Source organism: Nonomuraea sp. 10N515B, assembly GCF_052245915.1.
GTDB lineage: Bacteria > Actinomycetota > Actinomycetes > Streptosporangiales > Streptosporangiaceae > Nonomuraea.
Map to the genome: position 1 here is coordinate 393,325 of NZ_JBQQBQ010000001.1, position 19,613 is coordinate 412,937.

17 protein-coding genes are annotated in these 19,613 nt (G+C 70.8%); 12 read left to right on the forward strand and 5 right to left on the reverse strand.

Annotation, left to right across the window (positions count from 1 at the left end; all coding sequences use genetic code 11):
• Positions 1–94: 94 nt before the first annotated feature.
• Complete coding sequence (recX, locus tag ACTWQA_RS01760; protein WP_443157531.1) at positions 95–634, reverse strand: recombination regulator RecX; 540 nt, start codon at positions 632–634, stop codon at positions 95–97.
• 659 nt (positions 635–1,293) lie between these two features.
• Positions 1,294–2,385 carry a recombinase RecA gene (recA, locus tag ACTWQA_RS01765; RefSeq protein ID WP_443157532.1) on the reverse strand — a complete coding sequence of 364 codons (1,092 nt, stop codon included), beginning with the start codon at positions 2,383–2,385 and terminating at the stop codon, positions 1,294–1,296.
• 338 nt (positions 2,386–2,723) lie between these two features.
• On the opposite strand from recA, the gene ACTWQA_RS01770 reads away from it, so the two are divergent.
• Positions 2,724–2,999 (forward strand): hypothetical protein, encoded by a 276-nt coding sequence (locus ACTWQA_RS01770; protein ID WP_443157533.1) that lies wholly within the window; start codon positions 2,724–2,726, stop codon positions 2,997–2,999.
• Here the strand turns inward: ACTWQA_RS01770 and ACTWQA_RS01775 are convergent.
• Both ACTWQA_RS01775 and ACTWQA_RS01780 read right to left on the reverse strand, forming a co-directional pair.
• Entirely contained in the window at positions 2,982–3,176 is a 195-nt protein-coding gene (locus ACTWQA_RS01775) for a DUF3046 domain-containing protein (protein ID WP_443157534.1), read from the reverse strand. The genes ACTWQA_RS01770 and ACTWQA_RS01775 overlap by 18 nt on opposite strands.
• A 239-nt stretch (positions 3,177–3,415) precedes the next feature.
• The gene (locus tag ACTWQA_RS01780; RefSeq protein WP_305923405.1) at positions 3,416–3,904 is read right to left on the reverse strand and encodes a VOC family protein; all 489 of its coding nucleotides are present in this window, start codon (positions 3,902–3,904) and stop codon (positions 3,416–3,418) included.
• Between the two features lie 116 nt (positions 3,905–4,020).
• Between ACTWQA_RS01780 and ACTWQA_RS01785 the strand changes: the two genes are divergently transcribed.
• Positions 4,021–8,805, forward strand: coding sequence for an Lhr family helicase (locus ACTWQA_RS01785; RefSeq protein ID WP_443157650.1), 4,785 nt, complete (start codon positions 4,021–4,023; stop codon positions 8,803–8,805).
• 113 nt (positions 8,806–8,918) lie between these two features.
• Here ACTWQA_RS01785 and ACTWQA_RS01790 read toward each other — a convergent pair whose 3' ends face one another.
• Positions 8,919–9,404 (reverse strand): nuclear transport factor 2 family protein, encoded by a 486-nt coding sequence (locus ACTWQA_RS01790; protein WP_443157535.1) that lies wholly within the window; start codon positions 9,402–9,404, stop codon positions 8,919–8,921.
• An 89-nt stretch (positions 9,405–9,493) separates the two neighbouring features.
• Between ACTWQA_RS01790 and ACTWQA_RS01795 the strand changes: the two genes are divergently transcribed.
• From ACTWQA_RS01795 to ACTWQA_RS01840, 10 genes are all read left to right on the forward strand, one after another.
• Positions 9,494–10,072 (forward strand): TetR/AcrR family transcriptional regulator, encoded by a 579-nt coding sequence (locus tag ACTWQA_RS01795; RefSeq protein ID WP_443157536.1) that lies wholly within the window; start codon positions 9,494–9,496, stop codon positions 10,070–10,072.
• Positions 10,073–10,134: 62 nt separating this feature from the next.
• Positions 10,135–10,914 (forward strand): hypothetical protein, encoded by a 780-nt coding sequence (locus ACTWQA_RS01800; RefSeq protein WP_443157537.1) that lies wholly within the window; start codon positions 10,135–10,137, stop codon positions 10,912–10,914.
• Between the two features lie 26 nt (positions 10,915–10,940).
• The gene (locus ACTWQA_RS01805) at positions 10,941–11,624 is read left to right on the forward strand and encodes a GntR family transcriptional regulator (protein WP_443157538.1); all 684 of its coding nucleotides are present in this window, start codon (positions 10,941–10,943) and stop codon (positions 11,622–11,624) included.
• Positions 11,625–11,701: 77 nt separating this feature from the next.
• Positions 11,702–13,315 (forward strand): ABC transporter substrate-binding protein, encoded by a 1,614-nt coding sequence (locus ACTWQA_RS01810; protein ID WP_443157539.1) that lies wholly within the window; start codon positions 11,702–11,704, stop codon positions 13,313–13,315.
• A complete protein-coding gene (locus ACTWQA_RS01815; protein WP_443157540.1) occupies positions 13,315–14,274 on the forward strand; it encodes an ABC transporter permease in 960 nt (319 codons plus the stop codon). Before ACTWQA_RS01810 ends, ACTWQA_RS01815 begins: the two co-directional genes overlap by 1 nt.
• The gene (locus ACTWQA_RS01820) at positions 14,267–15,097 is read left to right on the forward strand and encodes an ABC transporter permease (protein WP_443157541.1); all 831 of its coding nucleotides are present in this window, start codon (positions 14,267–14,269) and stop codon (positions 15,095–15,097) included. Before ACTWQA_RS01815 ends, ACTWQA_RS01820 begins: the two co-directional genes overlap by 8 nt.
• A complete protein-coding gene (locus tag ACTWQA_RS01825; protein ID WP_443157542.1) occupies positions 15,094–16,059 on the forward strand; it encodes an ABC transporter ATP-binding protein in 966 nt (321 codons plus the stop codon). Before ACTWQA_RS01820 ends, ACTWQA_RS01825 begins: the two co-directional genes overlap by 4 nt.
• On the forward strand, positions 16,056–16,991 hold the full coding sequence (locus ACTWQA_RS01830; protein ID WP_443157543.1) for an ABC transporter ATP-binding protein: 936 nt from the start codon (positions 16,056–16,058) through the stop codon (positions 16,989–16,991). Before ACTWQA_RS01825 ends, ACTWQA_RS01830 begins: the two co-directional genes overlap by 4 nt.
• A 50-nt stretch (positions 16,992–17,041) precedes the next feature.
• The gene (locus ACTWQA_RS01835) at positions 17,042–18,877 is read left to right on the forward strand and encodes a gamma-glutamyltransferase family protein (protein ID WP_443157651.1); all 1,836 of its coding nucleotides are present in this window, start codon (positions 17,042–17,044) and stop codon (positions 18,875–18,877) included.
• Positions 18,874–19,608 (forward strand): sulfite exporter TauE/SafE family protein, encoded by a 735-nt coding sequence (locus ACTWQA_RS01840; RefSeq protein WP_305923415.1) that lies wholly within the window; start codon positions 18,874–18,876, stop codon positions 19,606–19,608. Before ACTWQA_RS01835 ends, ACTWQA_RS01840 begins: the two co-directional genes overlap by 4 nt.
• The last annotated feature ends 5 nt before the right edge of the window (positions 19,609–19,613 follow it).

Here is a 19,613-nt window from a genome sequence, read left to right on the forward strand (position 1 = left end):
GGGGGTCCCAATCCCTGCGAAAGAGCCGAAAAAGGTGAACGAAACGCAAACTCCCGATCTTTGCCCTGGGAGGGAGAGAGCGGAGCGCCAGAAGTCAGGGGAAGTCAGCTTCGAGATCGATGCCTTCCTCCTCCAGGGCTTCCCGGATGACGCGGTAGGCCACGCCGGAGGAGTAGCCCTTGCGGGCGAGCATGCCCGCGAGACGGCGGGTGCGCGTCTGCGGGTCCAGGGATCGGGTGGCGGCGAGCTTACGGTCGACCAGCCGACGGGCCGTCTCCGCCTCCTGGTCGGGATCCAGGCGCTCCACGGCTTCCTTCACCGTGTCGTTGTCCACACCCCGGTGCCGCAACTCAGCCGCCAGCGCACGTCGGGCCAGGCCGCGGCCATGGTGGCGGGAATCGACCCAGGCCTCCGCGAACGCCTCGTCATTGATCAGGCCCAGCTCGGAGAACCGGCTCAGCACCGCTTCGCCCGCCTCCGCCGGGACATCCCGTTTGCGCAGGGCCTCGGCGAGCTGGGCCCGCGTCTTGGGAGCCATCGTGAGGAGACGGAGACAGATGGCCCGGGCCACCGACTCCGGGTCGGCATTGGGTCCGGCTCCGGCAGGGCTATCAGCGTCGGGTCCCTCAGGCATGCTGCCACGATCCCGTCCGCCGGAGCGGCTCCTCCGCCCTCGCCTCTTGGATCGGCCACCGAAGACACCGTCGGATCCGCCATCGAAGCGAGCGTCGGATTCGCGGCCTTTACGCGCTCGTTGGGTGCCGCCGTCCGCCGGCTGCTGTGCGAACCAACTGCTGCCAGCCAGCACTTCGGAGTGCCACCCGCTGTCCCCATGCTTCCCACCTCCAGGTTCTTCCCAGCGGGACGCCTCATCGCGGGACGCTTCCTCGCCAGCGTCTGCTTTGGACGGGCCCGCCTGTCCAGCTGGGGCGTGGGTATGCGGGCCGCCTGCGGCCATGCTCCTAGCGTCTCTGGCATCGGGGACCTGTGCGTCCTCCCGGGACGGCGCGTTCGCCCCCGAGGGCGGGGATCCGGTAGTAGTGGCCTGATCTTCGTCGGGTCCTGGATCAGAGCCATCAGGTGACGCCTCCGAGGGCTGGAGACGGTTGCGGTGCTCGCGCCATTCTTCTATCGACGGCCAGCCATCCGACGTCGAACGAGCCAGATCTCGTCCGCGCGACCATGCGTCGTTCGGCGGGCTACCCACAAGCACCCCAGGCGCGGGACTGGTCGGGCCAGGCACCCCGGGGCCGGGGCGCCTGTGGCCAGTTCGTTTCACTCATGGGCGGACGATCAGACGTCACCCGGCTTGGGAGTGGACTTCGAGCCGCGACCCGAAGGCGCCGCGGCCGGGGCCGGAGCGGCGGCGGACTCGGCGGGGGTGTCGAGGCGGGGGCCCACGCCCAGCTTGTCCTTGATCTTCTTTTCGATCTCGTTGGCCATGTCAGGGTGGTTCTTCAGGAAGTTGCGGGCGTTTTCCTTGCCCTGACCGAGCTGGTCGCCCTCGTACGTGTACCACGCCCCGGACTTGCGGACGAAGCCGTGCTCCACGCCCATGTCGATGAGGCCGCCCTCACGGGAGATGCCCACGCCGTAGAGGATGTCGAAGTCGGCGACGCGGAAAGGCGGCGCCATCTTGTTCTTCACGACCTTGACCCTGGTGCGGTTGCCGACCGCCTCCGTGCCGTCCTTGAGCGTCTCGATGCGACGAATGTCCAGTCTCACCGAAGCGTAGAACTTGAGAGCCTTTCCGCCCGTTGTGGTCTCAGGCGACCCGAACATCACGCCGATCTTCTCGCGGAGCTGGTTGATGAAGATGGCGGTGGTGCCGGTGCTGCTGAGGGCGCCGGCGACCTTGCGCAGAGCCTGGGACATGAGGCGGGCCTGGAGGCCGACGTGGCTGTCGCCCATCTCGCCCTCGATCTCGGCCTTGGGCACGAGCGCGGCCACCGAGTCGATGACGATGATGTCCACGGCGCCGGACCTGATCAGCATGTCGGCGATCTCGAGCGCCTGCTCGCCCGTGTCGGGCTGGGAGACCAGCAGGGCGTCGGTGTCGACTCCCAGCTTCTTGGCGTATTCGGGGTCGAGGGCGTGCTCGGCGTCGATGAACGCCGCGATGCCGCCGGCCCGCTGGGCGTTGGCCACCGCGTGCAGGGCGACCGTGGTCTTACCGGAGGACTCGGGGCCGTAGATCTCGACGATGCGGCCGCGGGGCAGGCCGCCGATGCCGAGTGCCACGTCAAGAGAGATCGACCCTGTGGGGATCACCTCGATGGGAGCTCGGGCGTCGTCGCCCAGGCGCATCACTGAGCCCTTGCCGAACTGCCGCTCGATCTGAGCGAGCGCGGTCTCGAGGGCCTTCTCGCGGTCGTTGATAGCCATGGGAACTCCCCCTGGAGGGTCGTGGTCCGATCAGTCGAGTGAAAAGCTACGGCCTGCCACCGACATTTTTCTGCGACTGCCGGGGAAGACGTGGCTCGGCGTGGTCCCATCGTAGCCGAACGGCTGTTCGATCACATCAGGAACACGCGGGAACACGGGCCGCCGTCAAACCGGCCGTCCGCGGGGCGGCGAGGAGGCGCGGGGGCCACCTGAAACAGCTCCGGGCGGGCCGTGCCCCGGGGCGTCCCGATGACATTCACGACGGTTGGCGCCTGCGTGTTGTCATGCGGGGTGAGCTGGGGAGACTCAGTGCAGGGGCGAGGGTTGGAGGCGGCGACGTGGCGAGCGGCTACACCGGGGAACGGCGCGCTCATCTCGAGGCGCTCGCCGAGTTGCTGCCCAACCAGGGACTGGTGAGCCGCCTGGTGGGCGGTGACGATCCGGTGTTGTGGGTGTGGCACCCCGACACGGGTCGGCAGACGATCATCTTCGCCACGCCGACGGCGCAAGGATGGCAGTTTCTGTGGTCGAGCGGAGGCCACGGTCGCGCGGACGATCTGGAGCGTACGGCCGGCGCGCTGCGGGAGACCCTGGGCTCAGCGCAGCTTGGGTGAGACGTCCTCCACCTGGCAGACGGCCCGCCAGACGGTCTTGGCGCTCTCCCCGTCGTTCAGCGCCTGCATGACCGTGCGTCCGCCGAGCGGGGCGATCACGTAGTCGCGGGCCCACGACTCGGCGTACGTCTCACCGAAATGAACCTTCATCCGTCTCCAGAACTCCGTCAACCGCATGGACCAAGTATGGAATCGCGCGAAGGGTGGGTAAGACAACCGCATGCCAAAGACCGCCAAGTCTTCACCCCCGAAGTCCGCCAAGACGAAGGCCAACCGGAGCAGGCGCCGCCGATTACTGCTCACGCTGCGCCTCGCCGTACAGAAGGAGAAAGCCGAGCGATCAGAGAGGCATGCCGGTATCAGACAGGAGCCCCGTGCGGGCAGGCCGCGTACGCGCAGGGCGTCGCGGCGTTAGCTCACAACACCCGCGCGCCGTACATCTCACCGAGATGGTCGGCGAGCAGCTCCAGCCGGGCGCCATCGGGGTCCTTGAAGTAAATGGAGGCGCCGCTCTCTATCTGGTGCGGCACGCCGGCCATCTCCAGCTTCCCGCGCAACCGCTCCCACGTGGCGGGATCGACCGAGATCGCGATGTGGTGCAGCCCGCCGAGCACCTCCTGGTAGGGGCCCAGGTCGAGCCCGGGGAAGTCGAAGAACGCGAGCAGGTTGCCGTTGCCGATGTCGAAGAAGAAGTGGTTCGAGCCTTTGTAGTCGCGGTTCTCGATGATCTCCGTGAGCGGGAACTCCAGGAGGTCCTGGTAGAACTGGATGGTGCGCTCCACATTGGACGACAGCAGGGCGATGTGGTGCAGCCCGCGCGCGCTGCTCGATGGTCGGCGCGGTAAGACATAGCGCTGCCTGATTTCCGCTCGGCGGGCTTCGATGGCCGCGTAATCAATGGTCACGGTCGCTGTATGTCCGCCAGAACCCCGCCTCAATCGCACGCTGCCGCGCCAATGCGATTTCTGTCGGTGGCGCGAGGCAGTATGTCCTGGTGAGCTCGCTAGCCCAGTTCAGCCAGATGACCAGGCAATGGTTCGCTGGAGCCTTCCAAGCGCCCACGGCCGCCCAAGAGGGGGCGTGGGAGTCGATCTCGCGTGGCGACAACACCCTGGTCGTCGCGCCCACCGGGTCGGGCAAGACGCTGGCGGCGTTCCTGTGGTCGCTCGACCGGCTTGCGGCAGCGCCGCCCAAAGAGCCGCTCAAAGGGCCGGCCGGGCGCAAGGGGACGCGGGTGCTCTACGTGTCGCCGCTCAAGGCGCTGGCCGTCGACGTGGAGCGCAACCTGCGCGCGCCGTTGGCCGGGCTCAAGCAGACGGCGCGGCGGCTCGGGCTGCCCGTGCCGGAGATCTCGGTGGCGATCCGCTCCGGCGACACCCCCGCTGAGGACCGCAGGAGGTTCGCGGCGAAACCGTCCGACATCCTGATCACGACGCCGGAGTCGCTGTTCCTGCTGCTCACCAGCCAGGCGCGGGAGGCGCTGCGCGAGGTCGAGACGGTGATCGTGGACGAGGTGCACGCGGTCGCGGCCACCAAGCGCGGCGCGCATCTCGCGCTCAGCCTGGAGCGGCTGGACGCGCTGCTCGAGCGGCCCGCGCAGCGGATCGGGCTGTCGGCGACCGTGCGGCCGGTGAGTGAGGTGGCGGCGTTCCTCGGCGGGACCCGGCCGGCCACGGTGGTGCAGCCGCCGGCGGACAAGCGGATCGAGGTCGAGGTCGTGGTCCCGGTCGAGGACATGACCGAAATGGAAGGCCGACCGCGCGCGGAGGGCGACGACTTCGCCCTGGAGACTCCCGAGCCCGCCAACAGGTCGATCTGGCCTCATGTCGAAGAGCGGCTGTTCGATCTGATCGGAGAGCACAGCTCCACGATCGTGTTCGCCAACTCGCGACGGCTGGCCGAGCGGCTGTGCACCAGGCTCAACGAGCTGGCCTACGAGCGGGAGCGTGGCGGCGCCGATGCCGTCGACCTGTCGATCTGGGAGACTGCGCCGGACGAGGGAGCGCCTGCAGGTCCGGGCTGGGAGCCGGGCCAGAGAGCGCCTGCAGGTCCAGGCCAGGAGCCGGGCCAGGGAGCACCTGCAGGTCCGGGCCGGGACCCGGGTCAAGGGGCGCCTGCCGGTTCGCGCTGGGAGCCGCCCAAGCGCACACCCGCCGAGATGATGGCGCAGGCCGGAGGCAGCAAGGGCGTGGTGACGGAGATCGTGCGGGCGCACCATGGCTCGGTCTCCAAGGAGGAGCGGGCGCAGATCGAGGAGGCGCTCAAGTCGGGCCGGCTGCCCGCCGTGGTCGCCACCTCCAGCCTGGAGCTGGGCATCGACATGGGCGCGGTGGACCTGGTCGCGTGTGTGGAGGCGCCACCGAGCGTGGCCAGCGGCCTGCAGCGCATCGGCCGGGCCGGTCACCAGGTGGGCGCGGTCTCCAAAGGCGTGATCTTCCCGAAATACCGCGGCGATCTCGTGCAGACCGCCGTGGTGGCCGAGCGGATGAAGAGCGGCCAGATCGAGGAGCTGCGCTATCCACGTAATCCGCTCGACGTGCTGGCCCAGCAGATCGTGGCGATGACCGCGCTGGAGGAGTGGACGGTCGACGAGCTGGAGTCGGTGGTCAAGCGGGCCGCCCCCTACGCCACGCTGCCGCGCACCGCACTGGAGGCCACGCTTGACATGCTGGCCGGGCGCTACCCGAGCGAGGAGTTCGCCGAGCTGCGCCCGCGCGTCGTGTGGGATCGGGTCACCGGCACGCTCCAGGGTCGGCCCGGCGCCCAGCGGCTGGCGGTGACGAACGGCGGCACGATCCCCGACCGGGGCCTGTTCGGCGTGTTCCTGGTGGGTGAGCGGGCCTCCAGAGTGGGCGAGCTGGACGAGGAGATGGTCTACGAGTCGCGCGTGGGTGACGTGTTCGTGCTGGGCGCCACGTCGTGGCGGATCGAGGACATCACCGCCGACCGGGTGCTCGTCTCGCCCGCCCCCGGTCAGCCGGGCAAGCTGCCGTTCTGGCACGGCGACGCGCCGGGGCGGCCGGCCGAGCTGGGGCAGGCGATCGGGCAGTTCCTGCGCGAGCAGGCCAAGGACGATTCGACGGAGCGGATGCGGGCGGCTGGTCTGGACGAATACGCGGCGGGCAACCTGCTGGCCTATCTGCGGGAGCAGCGGGAGGCCACCGGCTACGTGCCCGACGACCGCACGTTGCTGGTCGAGCGCTTCCACGACGAGCTCGGTGACTGGCGGGTGGTGATCCACTCCCCCTACGGCGCGCGGGTGCACGCCCCGTGGGCGCTGGCGATCAACCGGCGGCTGCGCGAGCGTTACGGGGTCGATGTGCAGGCCGTGCACTCCGACGACGGCATCGTGCTGCGCATCCCGGACACGCTGGCCGAGCCGCCCACCGACGTAGCCGCGTTCGACGCCGAGGAGATCGAGCAGATCGTCACCGAGGAGCTGGGCGGGTCGGCCATGTTCGCCTCCCGGTTCAGGGAGTGCGCGGGGCGGGCGCTGCTGCTGCCACGCCGCGTGCCCGGCCGGCGCAGCCCGCTGTGGCAGCAGCGGCAGCGGGCGGCCCACCTGCTGGGTGTGGCCTCACAGTACGCGTCGTTCCCGATCGTGCTGGAGACGATGCGCGAGTGCCTGCAGGACGTCTTCGACGTGCCGGGGCTGGTGCGGCTCATGCGGGACATCGCGGTGCGCAAGGTGCGGCTGGTGGAGGTGGAGACCTCGCAGGCCTCGCCGTTCGCCGCGTCGCTGCTGTTCCACTACGTGGGCGCGTTCATGTACGAGGGGGACGCGCCGCTGGCCGAGCGCCGGGCGCAGGCCCTGGCGCTGGACACCACGCTGCTGGCGGAGCTGCTCGGCCAGGCCGACCTGCGCGAGTTGCTCGACCCCGACGTGATCTCCGACAGCGAGCGGGAGCTGGCCAGGCTCGACCGGCCGCTGCGCGACGTGGAGGACCTCGCGGACCTGCTGCGCTCGCACGGACCGCTGCTGGCGCCCGACGTGAGCGTACGCGGCGGCGACCCGGCCTGGCTGGAGGAGCTCGTACGCGCGCGACGAGCCATCAAGGTGCGGATCGCGGGCGAGGAGCAGTGGGCGGCGATCGAGGACGCGGCGCGGATGCGTGACGCGCTGGGCGTGCCGCTGCCCGTGGGGGTGCCGCACGCGTTCCTGGAGCCGGTGGCCGATCCGCTGGCCGACCTGGTGGCGCGGCACGCCCGCACCCGCGGCCCCTTCCACGTCGGCACGGCGGCGGCCCGTTTCGGGCTCGGCGTGGCCGTGGTGACCGACGCCCTGCGGCGGCTGGCCGCGTCCGGGCGGGTCGTCAGCGGGGAGTTCCGGCCTGGCGGGCGGGGTGAGGAGTGGTGCGACGCCGGGGTGCTGCGGATGTTGCGGCGCCGGTCGCTGGCCCGGCTGCGGAAGGAGGTCGAGCCGGTCGCCCCCGAGACGCTTGCCCTGTTCCTGCCTGTCTGGCACGGCATCACCGGCACGGGCGGTCCGGCATCCGCGGGCCCCGGCTGGGCAGGACCGGGCGCCTCGGCTGGGCAGGGCGGGGCCGGTGGCTTCGGGACGCGGGGCGGAGCGGGGGCGGCGCGCGCCATGGACTCGCTGGTCCGCTCCATCGAGCAGCTTCAGGGAGCCGCTGTGCCCGCGTCCGCACTGGAGACGCTCGTGTTGCCGTCGCGGGTGCCGGGCTATCATCCGGCGCTGCTCGACGAGCTGACCTCGTCGGGCGAGGTCATGTGGGTCGGGCAGGGAACGCTGCCGGGCGGTGACGGGTGGGTGTCGCTCTACTTCGCCGACACGGCGCCGCTGCTGCTGCCGGAGCCTGCCGAGATCACGACGACGCCGGTGCACGAACGGGTGCTCGAGGTGCTGGGGGGCGGCGGTGCGCTGTTCTTCCGCGGCATCTCCGACCAGCTGGGGTCGCTGGACGACCAGACGCTGGTGTCCGCGCTGTGGGACCTGGTGTGGTCGGGGCGGGTGTCCGGGGACACGCTGGCGCCGCTGCGGGCCACGCTCGGCACCGGACGTCCCGCGCACCGGCCGGCCACGACGCGGCGGCGCCGGGCGGTGCTGCCGACCAGGAGCGGGCCGCCGACCGTGGCCGGGCGGTGGTGGCTGCTGCCCGCACCGGCCGCCGACGCGACCCAGCGGGCCCAGGCGCAGGCCGAGGTCCTGCTCGAACGGCACGGGGTGGTGACCCGGGGTGCGGTGACGTCGGAACGGCTGCCGGGGGGCTTCACACCCATTTATCAGGTCTTGCGGGCGTACGAGGAGAGCGGCCGGTGCCGCCGGGGTTACTTCGTGGAGGGTCTCGGGGGCGCCCAGTTCGCCCAGCCCGGGGCGGTGGACCGGATGCGCGCGATGGCTCCCGGCATCGCCCCGACGGGCGGCGACGGGTTCGGGCAGGGTGCCAGCGGTGGGGGCTTTGGCGGGTCGGCCGGGGGGTCGCGGGCCGTGGTGCTGGCCGCCGCCGACCCGGCCAGCCCGTACGGCGCCGCGCTCCCCTGGCCGCAGCATCCCGGCGACGTCGGCCACAAGCCTGGCCGGAAGGCCGGGTCGCTGGTCGTGCTGGTCGACGGCCACCTGGTGCTCTACGTCGAACGGGGCGGCAAGACGCTGCTGTCGTTCACCGACGGCGACCGGCTGCAGCCCGCCGTGGACGCGCTGGCCCTCGCCGTGCGTGACGGGGCGCTCGGGAAGCTGACAGTCGAGCGGGCCGACGGCGCCTCCATCATCGAGTCGCCGCTGGCGGCGGCGCTGGAGGCGGCCGGCTTCCACCCGACGCCCCGAGGGCTGCGCCTGCGCGCCTGACCTGCCCAATGCCAGCCGGGCCACCGCCACGACGAAGGCCTAGAGACCTACGTGGCCGGCGGCCCGGCGTGAGCGGGCGGCCGGCGTGAGCGGGCGGCCGGCGTGAGCGGCGGTCAGCAGCCTGGGGTGGTGGGGAAGGTCGCCCAGAAGGTCACGGGGTTGGCGTATTCGGCGCCCTTGACCATACGCCCGGCCCGCCACTCGAAGGCGTAGACGTACACATTCCGGTACGGGCGCCCGTCCGCGGTCGTGAAGTCGCCGTCCGCCTGGACGAACGACGTGGTCCCCGCCGCGGACACGCTCGTCTTGACGTTGACGAGGTCGATGCGACCGAAGAGCGCGAACGCGTTCTTGACGTATCCGAGCACCTGCTCCTTACCCGTGAAACGGGAAGCGTCCTCCCGGCGGCCGGAGAAGGACAGCGGCAGCGTCAGCGTGGCATCGGGGTCCAGCAGCGCCGACACGGTTGCGAGGTCCTCGCGCTCGAGTGCCGAGATGAACGCCGCGGTCCGGCGTTCGGTGCCCCCGTTGTCCCGGGCGAGGGCGGGCGCTGCGGTGCCGATCACGGCGAGGGCGAGTGCGAGTGCGGCGGTGACCATGATGGGCCGAATTCTTATGACGCTCCGATTGAGACTTAGTATCTTATGATCCGCAGTATCGCCATGCCGTGCTCAATAGACTGGGAGGTATGGAGCAGGGCTCGCTCAGGGAGCGCAAGCAGCAACGGTCCCGTGAGGCGATCATCGAGGCGGCCTACGTGCTGTTCGAGGAGCGCGGCTTCGACAAGGTCACGGTCGCCGACATCGCCGAGCGCGCCGAGGTCGGGCGGGCCACCTTCTTCCGCTACTTCGGAGACAAGCAGGAGGTCGTCTTCGCCGACGGGGGCGATCTCGAAGCGGTGCTGGCGGAGGCTACGGAGATCACCGCGGACCGGCCGATCGGGGACGCACTGCCTGCCGCGCTGGCGGTGGCGCGCCGCATCGTCGCCTCCTACGTGCGCCGGATCACCGCCGAGCCCGCCGCCTACACCCGGCACGAGCGCCTGGTCGCCAGCCATCCCGAGTTGCTCGCCCGCAGCCTCACCAAACAGCGCCGGTACGCCGAGCTCCTGCGCGACCTGCTCGCCGGCCAGGGCGCGAGCCCGGAGATCGCCGCCATCGCGGCGGAGATGGCATTGGCGGCCTACTACGCGGGGAGAGCGCTCGCCGGCGACGATCCGGCACGGCTGCCGGCCGCAGTGGAGTCCGTCTTCGACCGGCTCTCCTAGCGTCGGGATGCACGGCACCGGTCTGTGGATCGTGCGCCACGCCAACGCGGGAAACTGAGTGCATGGGTCCCCTGAAGCGCTTACGCGCGGACGTCAGCACCGGCAAGAACCTCGAGATCTACCTGACGGCGCTCATCGCGCTGGTCGTCGGCGTGCTCGGCGTCTTCAGCGTCGTCAACCCGCAGGTCGTGAGCGCCGCGATCCTGGCCACGCTGGCCCTGGTCGCGGTGAACGCGCTCGGCCCCCGCCACCAGGTCGCCGACCTCGAAGCGCGGGTCGCCGACCTCAACCGCCTGGTGGAAGCGAAGCTGGCCGGCGACGCCTTCCTGACCACCGTGCGGCAGGGGCTCGACGAGCGGGTCGCCCGCGCCGCCGACATCCGCTTCGCCGGGGTGACGCTGAGCCGCACGATCCGTGCGCACGTCGAGCAGCTGCGTAAGGGCCTGGCCCGCGGGGCGTCGGTCCAGGTCCTGCTGATCGATCCGAAGGGCGCGGTCCCGGAGGAGGCGGCCAGGAGGAGCACGATTCCCGAGCAATCCGACGTGTTCGAGCACCGGGTCACGTCCACGATCTACCTGCTGCGCGACCTGGAGGGAGTCGAGGTGCGGTTCCTGCCGTTCGTGCCCGCGTTCGGGCTGGTGCTGCTGGATGCCGGTGAGGACGACGGCGTCATCCACGTCGAGCTCGGCACGCACAGCGCGGCGGGCAGGGACCCGGTCTTCACGCTCACCCCACGTCGCGACCACTTCTGGTACGAGCACTTCAAGGCGGAGTTCGACCGTATGTGGGAGGTCAGCAGAGAGGCGACGGAGGACGACTGGCGTCCCGAGCGGACGAAGTGACGGCGCTGTATACGATGAGTCCCGAGATGGCTGATGTGACGTTGGGCGCGGCCCATCGGAGCTTGCGCGACGAGGTCACCGGGGAGCTGCGGCGCCGCATACTCTCCGGCGAGCTCCCCCAAGGCGCGCGGCTGGTGGAGGACCGGCTGGCCGCCCAGCTGGGCGTGTCGCGCAACCCCGTGCGGGAGTCCATCCGGGTGCTGGCCGCCGAGGGTTTCGTCGAGGTCGTCCCCCGCCTGGGCGCCACGGTGGCGCGCCTGTCCGCCGCGGAGGCCGAGGAGCTGTTCGACGTACGCATGGCGATCGAAGGGCTGGCGGCGCGGCTGGCGGCACGCAAGCGCACCCCGGCCACCGCCGAGCGGCTGCGCCGGATGCTCGAGCAGGCCAAACAGGCCGTGGAGGCGGGCCGGCTGGAGGAGGTGGCCGACCTCAACACCGCCTTCCACCTGGCGGTGGGCGAGGCGACGGGCAATTCCTACCTCAGCCTGGTGATGAAGCCGATGCTTCAGCGGGCGCAGTGGGTCTTCAGCCAGACGGCCTCCACCCGCGGGCCGCACTCCTGGTCGGAGCACCTGGGCCTGTGCGAGGCCATCGCGGCGGGTGACGAGGACGAGGCTCAGGCCAGAGCCGTCGCGCATGTGGCGGCGGCGCGGCGGTCGTTCTTGGCGGCAGCGGGCCGCGCATCGAGCAAGACCGAAATACCGAGTTAACACCCAGCCGTAATCTGAACACCAGTGAAATGTAAGGTCTTGTATACAGTCTCCTAAACCGTCCCACGGAGGCCCATATGAGACCCAGGCTCGTCGCGGCACTCGCCATCCTCCCCCTCGGCCTGACAGCCTGTGGCGGAGGAGCCGGCTCGAGCAGCACGCCCGCCGCCCCTCCCTCCATCGCCGCCGCCACGGCTGACAACCGGCCGGTCAAGGCCGGCGGCACGCTCAACGTGGCGCTCAACGCCGACCCCGACGCGCTCGACCCGAGCATCTCGACCACGCTGGTGGGCCGCGAGGTGTTCGCGAACATGTGCGAGAAGCTCTACGACATCGACGCGCAGGCCACGCTGGTCCCCCAGCTGGCCGCCGCCCCGCCCGAGGTGTCCGGCGACGGCAAGGAGGTGACGATCAAGCTGCGTGAGGGCGTGACGTTCAACGACGGCACGGCGTTCGACGCCGAGGCGGTCAAGAAGTCGCTGGACCGGCATCGCACCTGGGAGAAGTCCGCACGGCAGGCCGACCTGGCCGCGGTGTCCAAGGTCGCCGTGGTCGATCCCACCACGGTGACGCTCACGCTGACGCGGGCGTTCACGCCGCTGACCGCCCAGCTCGCGGACCGCGCCGGCATGATCATGTCGCCGAAGGCCCTGGACGCGGCGGGCGACAACTTCGGCGCGAGCCCGGTGTGCGTGGGGCCGTTCAAATTCGCCGGCCGCACGTCGGGCAGCCAGATCGTGCTGGAAAAGGCCGCCGACTACTACGACGCGGCCAAGGTCAAGCTCGACAAGATCGTATACAAGATCATCGTGGACCCGAACGTCCGGGCCGCGAACCTCAAGTCCGGCGACGTGCAGGTGGGCGACCAGCTCGCCACGACCACGGTCAAGGGGGTGCAGACCGATCCGAACCTCACGGTCGTGTCGGGCGGCGGCCTCGGCTACTACGGCATCACGATCAACACCGGCAACGCCGACGGCTCCACCGAGAAGCCCGGCACGGTGAACACGGCCCTGGCCACGAGCCCGCAGCTGCGCGAGGCCTTCGAGCTGGCGCTGGACCGCGACCTGATCAACAAGACCGTCTACAACGGCCTGCACGAACCCGACTGCTTCCCCGTGCCGCTGGACAGCCAGTTCCGGGCCCAGGATCTGACCTGCCCCAAGCGCGATCTGGCCAAGGCCAAGCAGCTCGTACAGGCCAGCGGCGTGCCGACGCCGATCCCGGTCACGCTCACCAGCCCCAACGACGCGACCAACGTACGGCTGGCGCAGGTCATCCAGCAGATGACCAAGGAGGCGGGCTTCAACGTGAGCGTGCAGACCGCCGAGTTCGTCAGCACGCTCGAGCAGGGCAAGTCCGGCAAGTTCGACGTCCTGCTGAACGGTTGGTCGGGCCGCGTGGACCCGGATGGCAACCTGACGAACCTCGTCACCACCGGCGGCAGCAACAACTACAGCGGCATGTCCGACCCGGGCATCGACGACCCGATCAAGCAGGCCGCCGCCGAGTCCGACCCCGCCGAGCGCGCCGAGCTATACGCCTCCGCCATGAAGAAGGCCGCCGAGATCAGAGGTGTCCTGTACCTGTACCACAGCAAGTACTACCTGGGCATGAGCAAGACCGTCGCGGGCGTCCAATACTTCAAGGACGGCCTGCCGCGTTTCGTCACCGCCGGGTTCGCCGCGTAATGCTCTGGTTCATTCTGCGGCGCTGCGGGTCGGCGGTGATCGTGTTGTTCCTGGCCAGCATCCTGATCTTCCTCGGGGTCAGGGCGCTGCCGGGCGACCCGGCCACGGTCATGGCGGGCGAGGAGGCCTCGCCCGCCGTGGTCGAGGCCATCCGCAAGGAGTTCGGCCTGGACAAGCCGCTGCCCGCCCAATACGTGGACTACGTCGCCCAGACCCTCACCGGCAACTTTGGCCGCTCGACGCAGGACCAGCTGCCGGTGATCGACATCATCGCCGAGCGGCTGCCCGTGACATTGGAGTTGTCGGCGCTGGCCATCCTGGTCGCGATCGTCGTCGGCGTGGGCGCCGGCATCGTGGCCGCCGTCCGGCGCGGCAGGTTCGCCGACTACGTGGCCACCGGATTCGGCCTGGCCGGGCTGTCGGTGCCGCACTTCTGGCTCGGCCTGCTCGGCATCCTGTTGTTCGCGGTCACCTGGCGGGTGCTGCCCGCCTCCGGGTATACCCCCTTCACCGAGGACCCCGCCGCGAACCTCCAGCGCATGATCCTGCCCGCCCTCGTGCTCGGCACCGGGTTCGCGGCGATCCTGATGCGGCAGACCCGCTCGGCCATGCTGGGCGCGCTGTCGGCCGACTACGTCAGGACCGCCAGGTCGAAGGGCCTGTCCGAGGTGAAGGTCGTGGGCGCGCACGCGCTGCGCAACAGCCTGACGACGGTGGTGACCGTGCTCGGCCTGCAACTCGGCGCGCTCATCAGCGGCGCAGTCGTGACCGAGCAGATCTTCGTGATCCCCGGCTTCGGCAAGCTGACCGTGGACGCGGTGCTGACCAGGAACTACCCGGTCATCCAGGCCGTCGTGCTGATCACCGTCGTCGGGTACGTCCTGGTCAACCTGCTGGTCGACCTCGCGTACGCGGCGCTCAACCCGCGGATCAGGCTGTCGGGGGTGCGCCATGATTGACCGGTTGTGGCGGCGCTTCCGCCGGCGGCCGATGCCGATGGCCGGGCTGGCGCTCGTGACCGCGTTCCTCCTGCTGGCGCTGGCCGGGCCGCTGGTGACCGGCGACCCGGCCGCGCAGGACTACCTGGCCACACTGGCGCCGCCGTCGGCCGCGCACCCCATGGGCACCGACGACCTCGGCAGGGACGCCTTCGCCAGGATCGCGCACGGCGCCCAGGTGTCGCTCCAGGCCGGCGTGCTGTCCACGCTGCTGGCGATGGCCGTGGGCATCCCGATCGGGCTGGTCGCCGGGTTCTACCGGCGCTGGCTGGACCCCGTCGTGATGCGGCTGGTGGACGTGACGCTGGCGTTCCCGTTCCTGGTCTTCGCGGTGGGGCTGGCGGCGATCATCGGGCCGTCGCTGAGGGGCGTGGTGCTGGCGCTGGGCTTCGCCCAGCTACCGGCCGTCATCCGGATCACGCGCGGCGAGGTGCTGGCGGTCAGGGAGATGGACTATGTGGCGGCGGCCATCGCCGACGGCGCGAGCGACGCCTACCTGATCTTCCGGTACGTGCTCCCGAACTGCGCCAACCCGCTCATCGTGCAGGCCACGGTGGCCATCCCGGCGGCCATCATCGGCGAGTCCACGCTGTCGTTCCTGGGGCTGGGCGTGCAGCCGCCGACACCGTCGTGGGGCGTGATGCTGACCACCGCCCAGCAGTACCTGGGCGACGCGCCGTGGCTGGCCATCTGGCCCGGCTTGATGATCGCCCTGGCCACGCTGGGCTTCAACCTGCTCGGCGACGGCCTGCGTGACGTCCTGGACCCGAGGAGCTTCCGATGAGCCTCTTGGAGATCACCGACCTGGCCGTCGGCTTCGATACCGAGGACGGCCTGGTACAGGCCGTCAGAGACATCTCACTGACGCTGGAGGAGGGCGAGATCCTGGCCTTGTGCGGCGAGTCCGGCTGCGGCAAATCGGTCACCGCGATGTCGGTCCCCCGGCTCCTGCCACCGGACACGACCAGGTTGTCCGGGTCGGTAAGGCTGGGCGGACGTGAGCTCACGACGCTGCCCGAGGCCGAGATGCGGCACGTCCGCGGCAAGGAGGTGTCGGTCGTCTTCCAGGAGCCGATGACCTCGCTCAACCCGTCGTTCACCGTCGGATACCAGATCATCGAGGTGCTGCGCAGGCACGAGCGGCTCTCCCGCCAGGCGGCCCGCGGCCGGGCCGTCGAGCTGCTGGAGCTGGTCGGCATTCCGGCGCCGCAGCGCAGGATGAGGGAATACCCGCACCAGCTGTCCGGCGGCATGCGGCAGCGCGTGATGATCGCGATCGCGGTGGCCTGCTCGCCCCGGGTGCTGATCGCCGACGAGCCCACGACAGCGCTCGACGTGACGATCCAGGCGGGGGTGCTGGACGTGTTCCGCGACCTGCGTGACCGGCTCGGCACGGCGATCATTCTCATCACGCACGACCTGGGCGTGGTGGCCGACATCGCCGACCGAGCCGTGGTCATGTACGCCGGCCGCGCCGTCGAGCAGGCCGCGGTGACCGAGTTGTTCGCCAACCCGCGGCACCCGTACACGCTGGGTCTGATGAAGGCCCTGCCGTCCGCCGCCGTCAACGGGCGGCTGGCCGAGATCCCCGGCATGGTGCCGTCACCGCTGTCCGACCCGGACGAGTGCGCCTTCCAGGCCCGCTGCCCGCGTGCGCAGGCCGACTGCCGCATGGAGCGGCCCTCGCTCGACCAGCACGCGCCCGGCCATCTGGCGGCCTGTTTCCACCCCGGAGGCGAGCAGTGATTCTGCGGATCGACAACCTGGTCAAACACTACGGCCCAGTACGCGCGGTGGACGGACTGTCGCTGGAGATCGGCCAGGGTGAGGTGCTCGGCCTGGTCGGCGAGTCCGGCAGCGGCAAGTCCACGGTCGGCAAGTGCGTGTTGCGGCTGACCCAGCCCACGTCCGGCCGGATCGAACTGGACGGGCGCGACGTCACCCACCTGTCGCGCCGGGCCATGCGCCCGCTGCGCAGGGACGTCCACATGGTCTTCCAGGACCCCTACTCCTCGCTCAACCCGCGCTTCACCATCGAGCGCATCGTCGGCGAGCCGCTGCTCAGGCACCAGGCGGCCGACCGGCGGGAGACCTCCAGGCGCGTGTCGGCCATGCTGGAGAAGGTGGGGCTGCGGGCGGAGATGCGCACGCGGTTCCCGCACGAGCTGTCCGGCGGGCAGCGGCAGCGGGTGGGGCTGGCCAGGGCGTTGATCCTGGAGCCCAAGCTGGTGGTGGCCGACGAGCCGGTGTCGGCGCTGGACGTGTCGGTGCAGGCGTCGGTGCTCAACCTGATCACCGATCTGCAGCGGGATATGGGCTTTTCATGCCTCTTCATCACGCATGATTTGTCCGTGGTGGAGTTCCTGGCCGACCGGGTGGCCGTCATGTACCTGGGCAAGATCGTGGAGTCGGGGCCGACGGCCGAGATCTTCGCCGAGCCGCGGCATCCGTACACGCAGGCTCTGCTGTCGGCGGCGCCGGTGCCGGATCCGGTCAGGCAGCGGGAGCGGCGCAGGATCGTGCTCAGCGGTGATGTGCCGAGTCCGGTCGATCCGCCGTCGGGGTGCCGCTTCCATACGCGGTGCCCGCTGGCGTACGACGTCTGCCGGACCGACGAACCCCCGTTGAGCGGCACCGGCCATCCGGCCGCGTGCCACCTTGTCACAGCAAGTCGATAAAGGGAGAGAGCTTGTTCACCACCAGGCCCGAGCTGTCGGGCGACTTCGGCATGGTCGCCGGCACCCACTGGCTGGCCTCGGCCACCGGCATGAGCGTGCTGGAACGCGGCGGGAACGCCTTCGACGCGGCAGTCGCCGCCGGCTTCGTGCTGCAGATCGCCGAGCCGCACCTGAACGGCCCCGGCGGCGAGGTGCCGATCCTGCTGTGGAGCGAGGCCGAGCAGAAAGTGTCCGTGGTGTGCGGGCAGGGCGTGGCGCCCGCCGCGGCCACCATCGAGCGCTTCACGGAGCTGGGCCTGGACATCGTGCCCGGCACCGGGCTGCTGGCTGCCACCGTGCCGGGGGCCTTCGGCGGATGGATGCTGATGCTGGAACGCTGGGGCACCTGGCGGCTGGCCGACGTACTCGCCCCCGCGATCCACTACGCCGAGAACGGCATTCCGGTCCTGGAACGCATCGCCGCCACCATCGAGTCGGTCGAAGGACTGTTCAACGATGACTGGCCGACGTCGGCGGCGACCTGGTTGCCCGGCGGGCAGGTGCCGGCGGCCGGGTCGAAGCTGGCCAACCCGGTGCTGGCCGCCACCTACCGGAAGCTGGTCGCCGCGGCGCAGGCCGCGTCGAGCAGCCGCGAGGGGCAGATCGAGGCCGCCCGCAGGGCGTGGTACGAGGGGTTCGTCGCGGAGGCGATCGCCGAGTTCAGCGCCAAGACGGCCTGGCGGGACAGCTCCGGCGAGGTGCACGGTGGGCTGCTCGCCGGCGACGACCTGGCGCGCTGGTCGGCATCGGTCGAGGAGCCGCTGACCTTCGACTATCGCGGGCACACCGTGTGCAAGACCGGGCCGTGGGGTCAGGGGCCGGTGTTCCTGCAGCAGCTGGCGATGCTCGACGGGTTCGACCTGGACGCGATGGGCTATCTCAGCGCCGACTACGTGCACACGGTGACCGAGGTCGCCAAGCTGGCCTTCGCCGACCGCGAGGCCTGGTACGGCGACGCCCACGTGACCTTGTCCGACGCGCCCGAGTCCGGCACCATGTCCGACGTGCCCGAGTCCGGCACCATGTCCGACCTGCTGAGCGCGGCGTACAACGCCGAGCGGCGACGGCTGGTCGGCGTGGAGGCCAGTCTCGACCTGCGGCCGGGCGCTCCGGGCGGGCGTGCGCCGAGATTGCCGGCTTTCCCCGCGCCCGGCACGGCCAGCAGCGCGCCCGGCATCTCCGGGGCGCGCGCGCCGCAGGGCGTCGGACTCGGGCACGTCGGACAAGGCGTCGGCGAGCCGACCGTCGCGCGCGACGGGACCGTCCGGGGCGACACCTGCCACGTGGACGTCGTCGACCGCTGGGGCAACATGGTCTCCGCCACTCCCAGCGGGGGCTGGCTGCAGAGCTCGCCCACCATTCCCGAGCTGGGCTTCTGCCTGGGGACGCGAGCCCAGATGTTCTGGCTCCAGGAAGGGTTGCCGGCGTCGCTGAGACCCGGGACGCGGCCGCGCACCACGCTGTCGCCGTCGTTCGCGCTCAGGGACGGGCGGCCGTGGCTGGCGTTCGGCACGCCGGGCGGCGACCAGCAGGACCAGTGGAGCGTGAACTTCTTCCTGGCCGTCGTCCACGGCCGCCTGAACCTGCAGGAGGCCATCGACGCGCCGATGTTCCACTCCGAGCACTTCCCCAGCTCGTTCTTCCCGCGCGGCTCCCGCCCCGGAGTCCTGCACGCGGAGGACCGCCTGGACCCTGACGTGGTGGCGGAGCTGCGGCGGCGCGGGCACGAGGTCGAGCTCCAGGGCTCGTGGACGCTGGGCAGGCTCAGCGCGGTGGCTCGCGACGGCGCCTTCCTCAAAGCCGCCGCCAACCCCCGCGGCGCTCAGGGCTACGCCGTCGGCCGATGACGGATCTGCTCTTCCTGATGGTGGCCGGTCTGCTGGCCGGGGCGGTGAACGCCCTGGCCGGCGGCGGCACCCTCATCTCCTTCCCCGCTCTCGTGGCGTTCGGCTATCCGAGTCTGACCGCGTCCGTGACGAACGCGGTGGCGTTGTGGCCGGGATACCTGGGCGGCGTGCTCGGCTACCGGGCCGAGCTACGCGGGCAACGCCGCGGGGCCGCGATGCTGAGTGCCACGGCCGTGCTGGGCGCGGGTGTGGGCAGCGCGTTGCTGCTGCTGACACCGGGCAGGCTGTTCGAGTCGATCGTGCCGTGGCTGGTGGCGTTCGCCAGCCTGGCGCTGCTGGCGCAGCCGTGGCTGCGCCGGCGATTCGGCGGTGACGGGCGGCCGAGCAAGCTCGTGTACGCCGGGGTGTTCCTGGGCGGCTGCTACGGCGCGTATTTCAACGGCGGCATGGGCGTGCTGCTGCTGACCGTGCTCGGGATGTTCCTGCACGAAGGCCTGCACCGGGTGAACGCCGTGCGCGCGGTGCTCGCATTGGTGATCAGCACCGTGTCGGTGGTGGCGTTCTCGCTGTTCGGGGCCGTGCAGTGGCAGGCGGTGGCGGTGATCGCGCCGGCCAGCCTGGCGGGCGGGCTGCTCGGCACGCGGGTGGCACGGCTCATGTCCGCCAAGGTCCTCCGGGGCGTGGTCGTCGCGTTCGGACTGGGGGTGGCCGTGGCGCTCGCCCTGCGCTAGCCCGG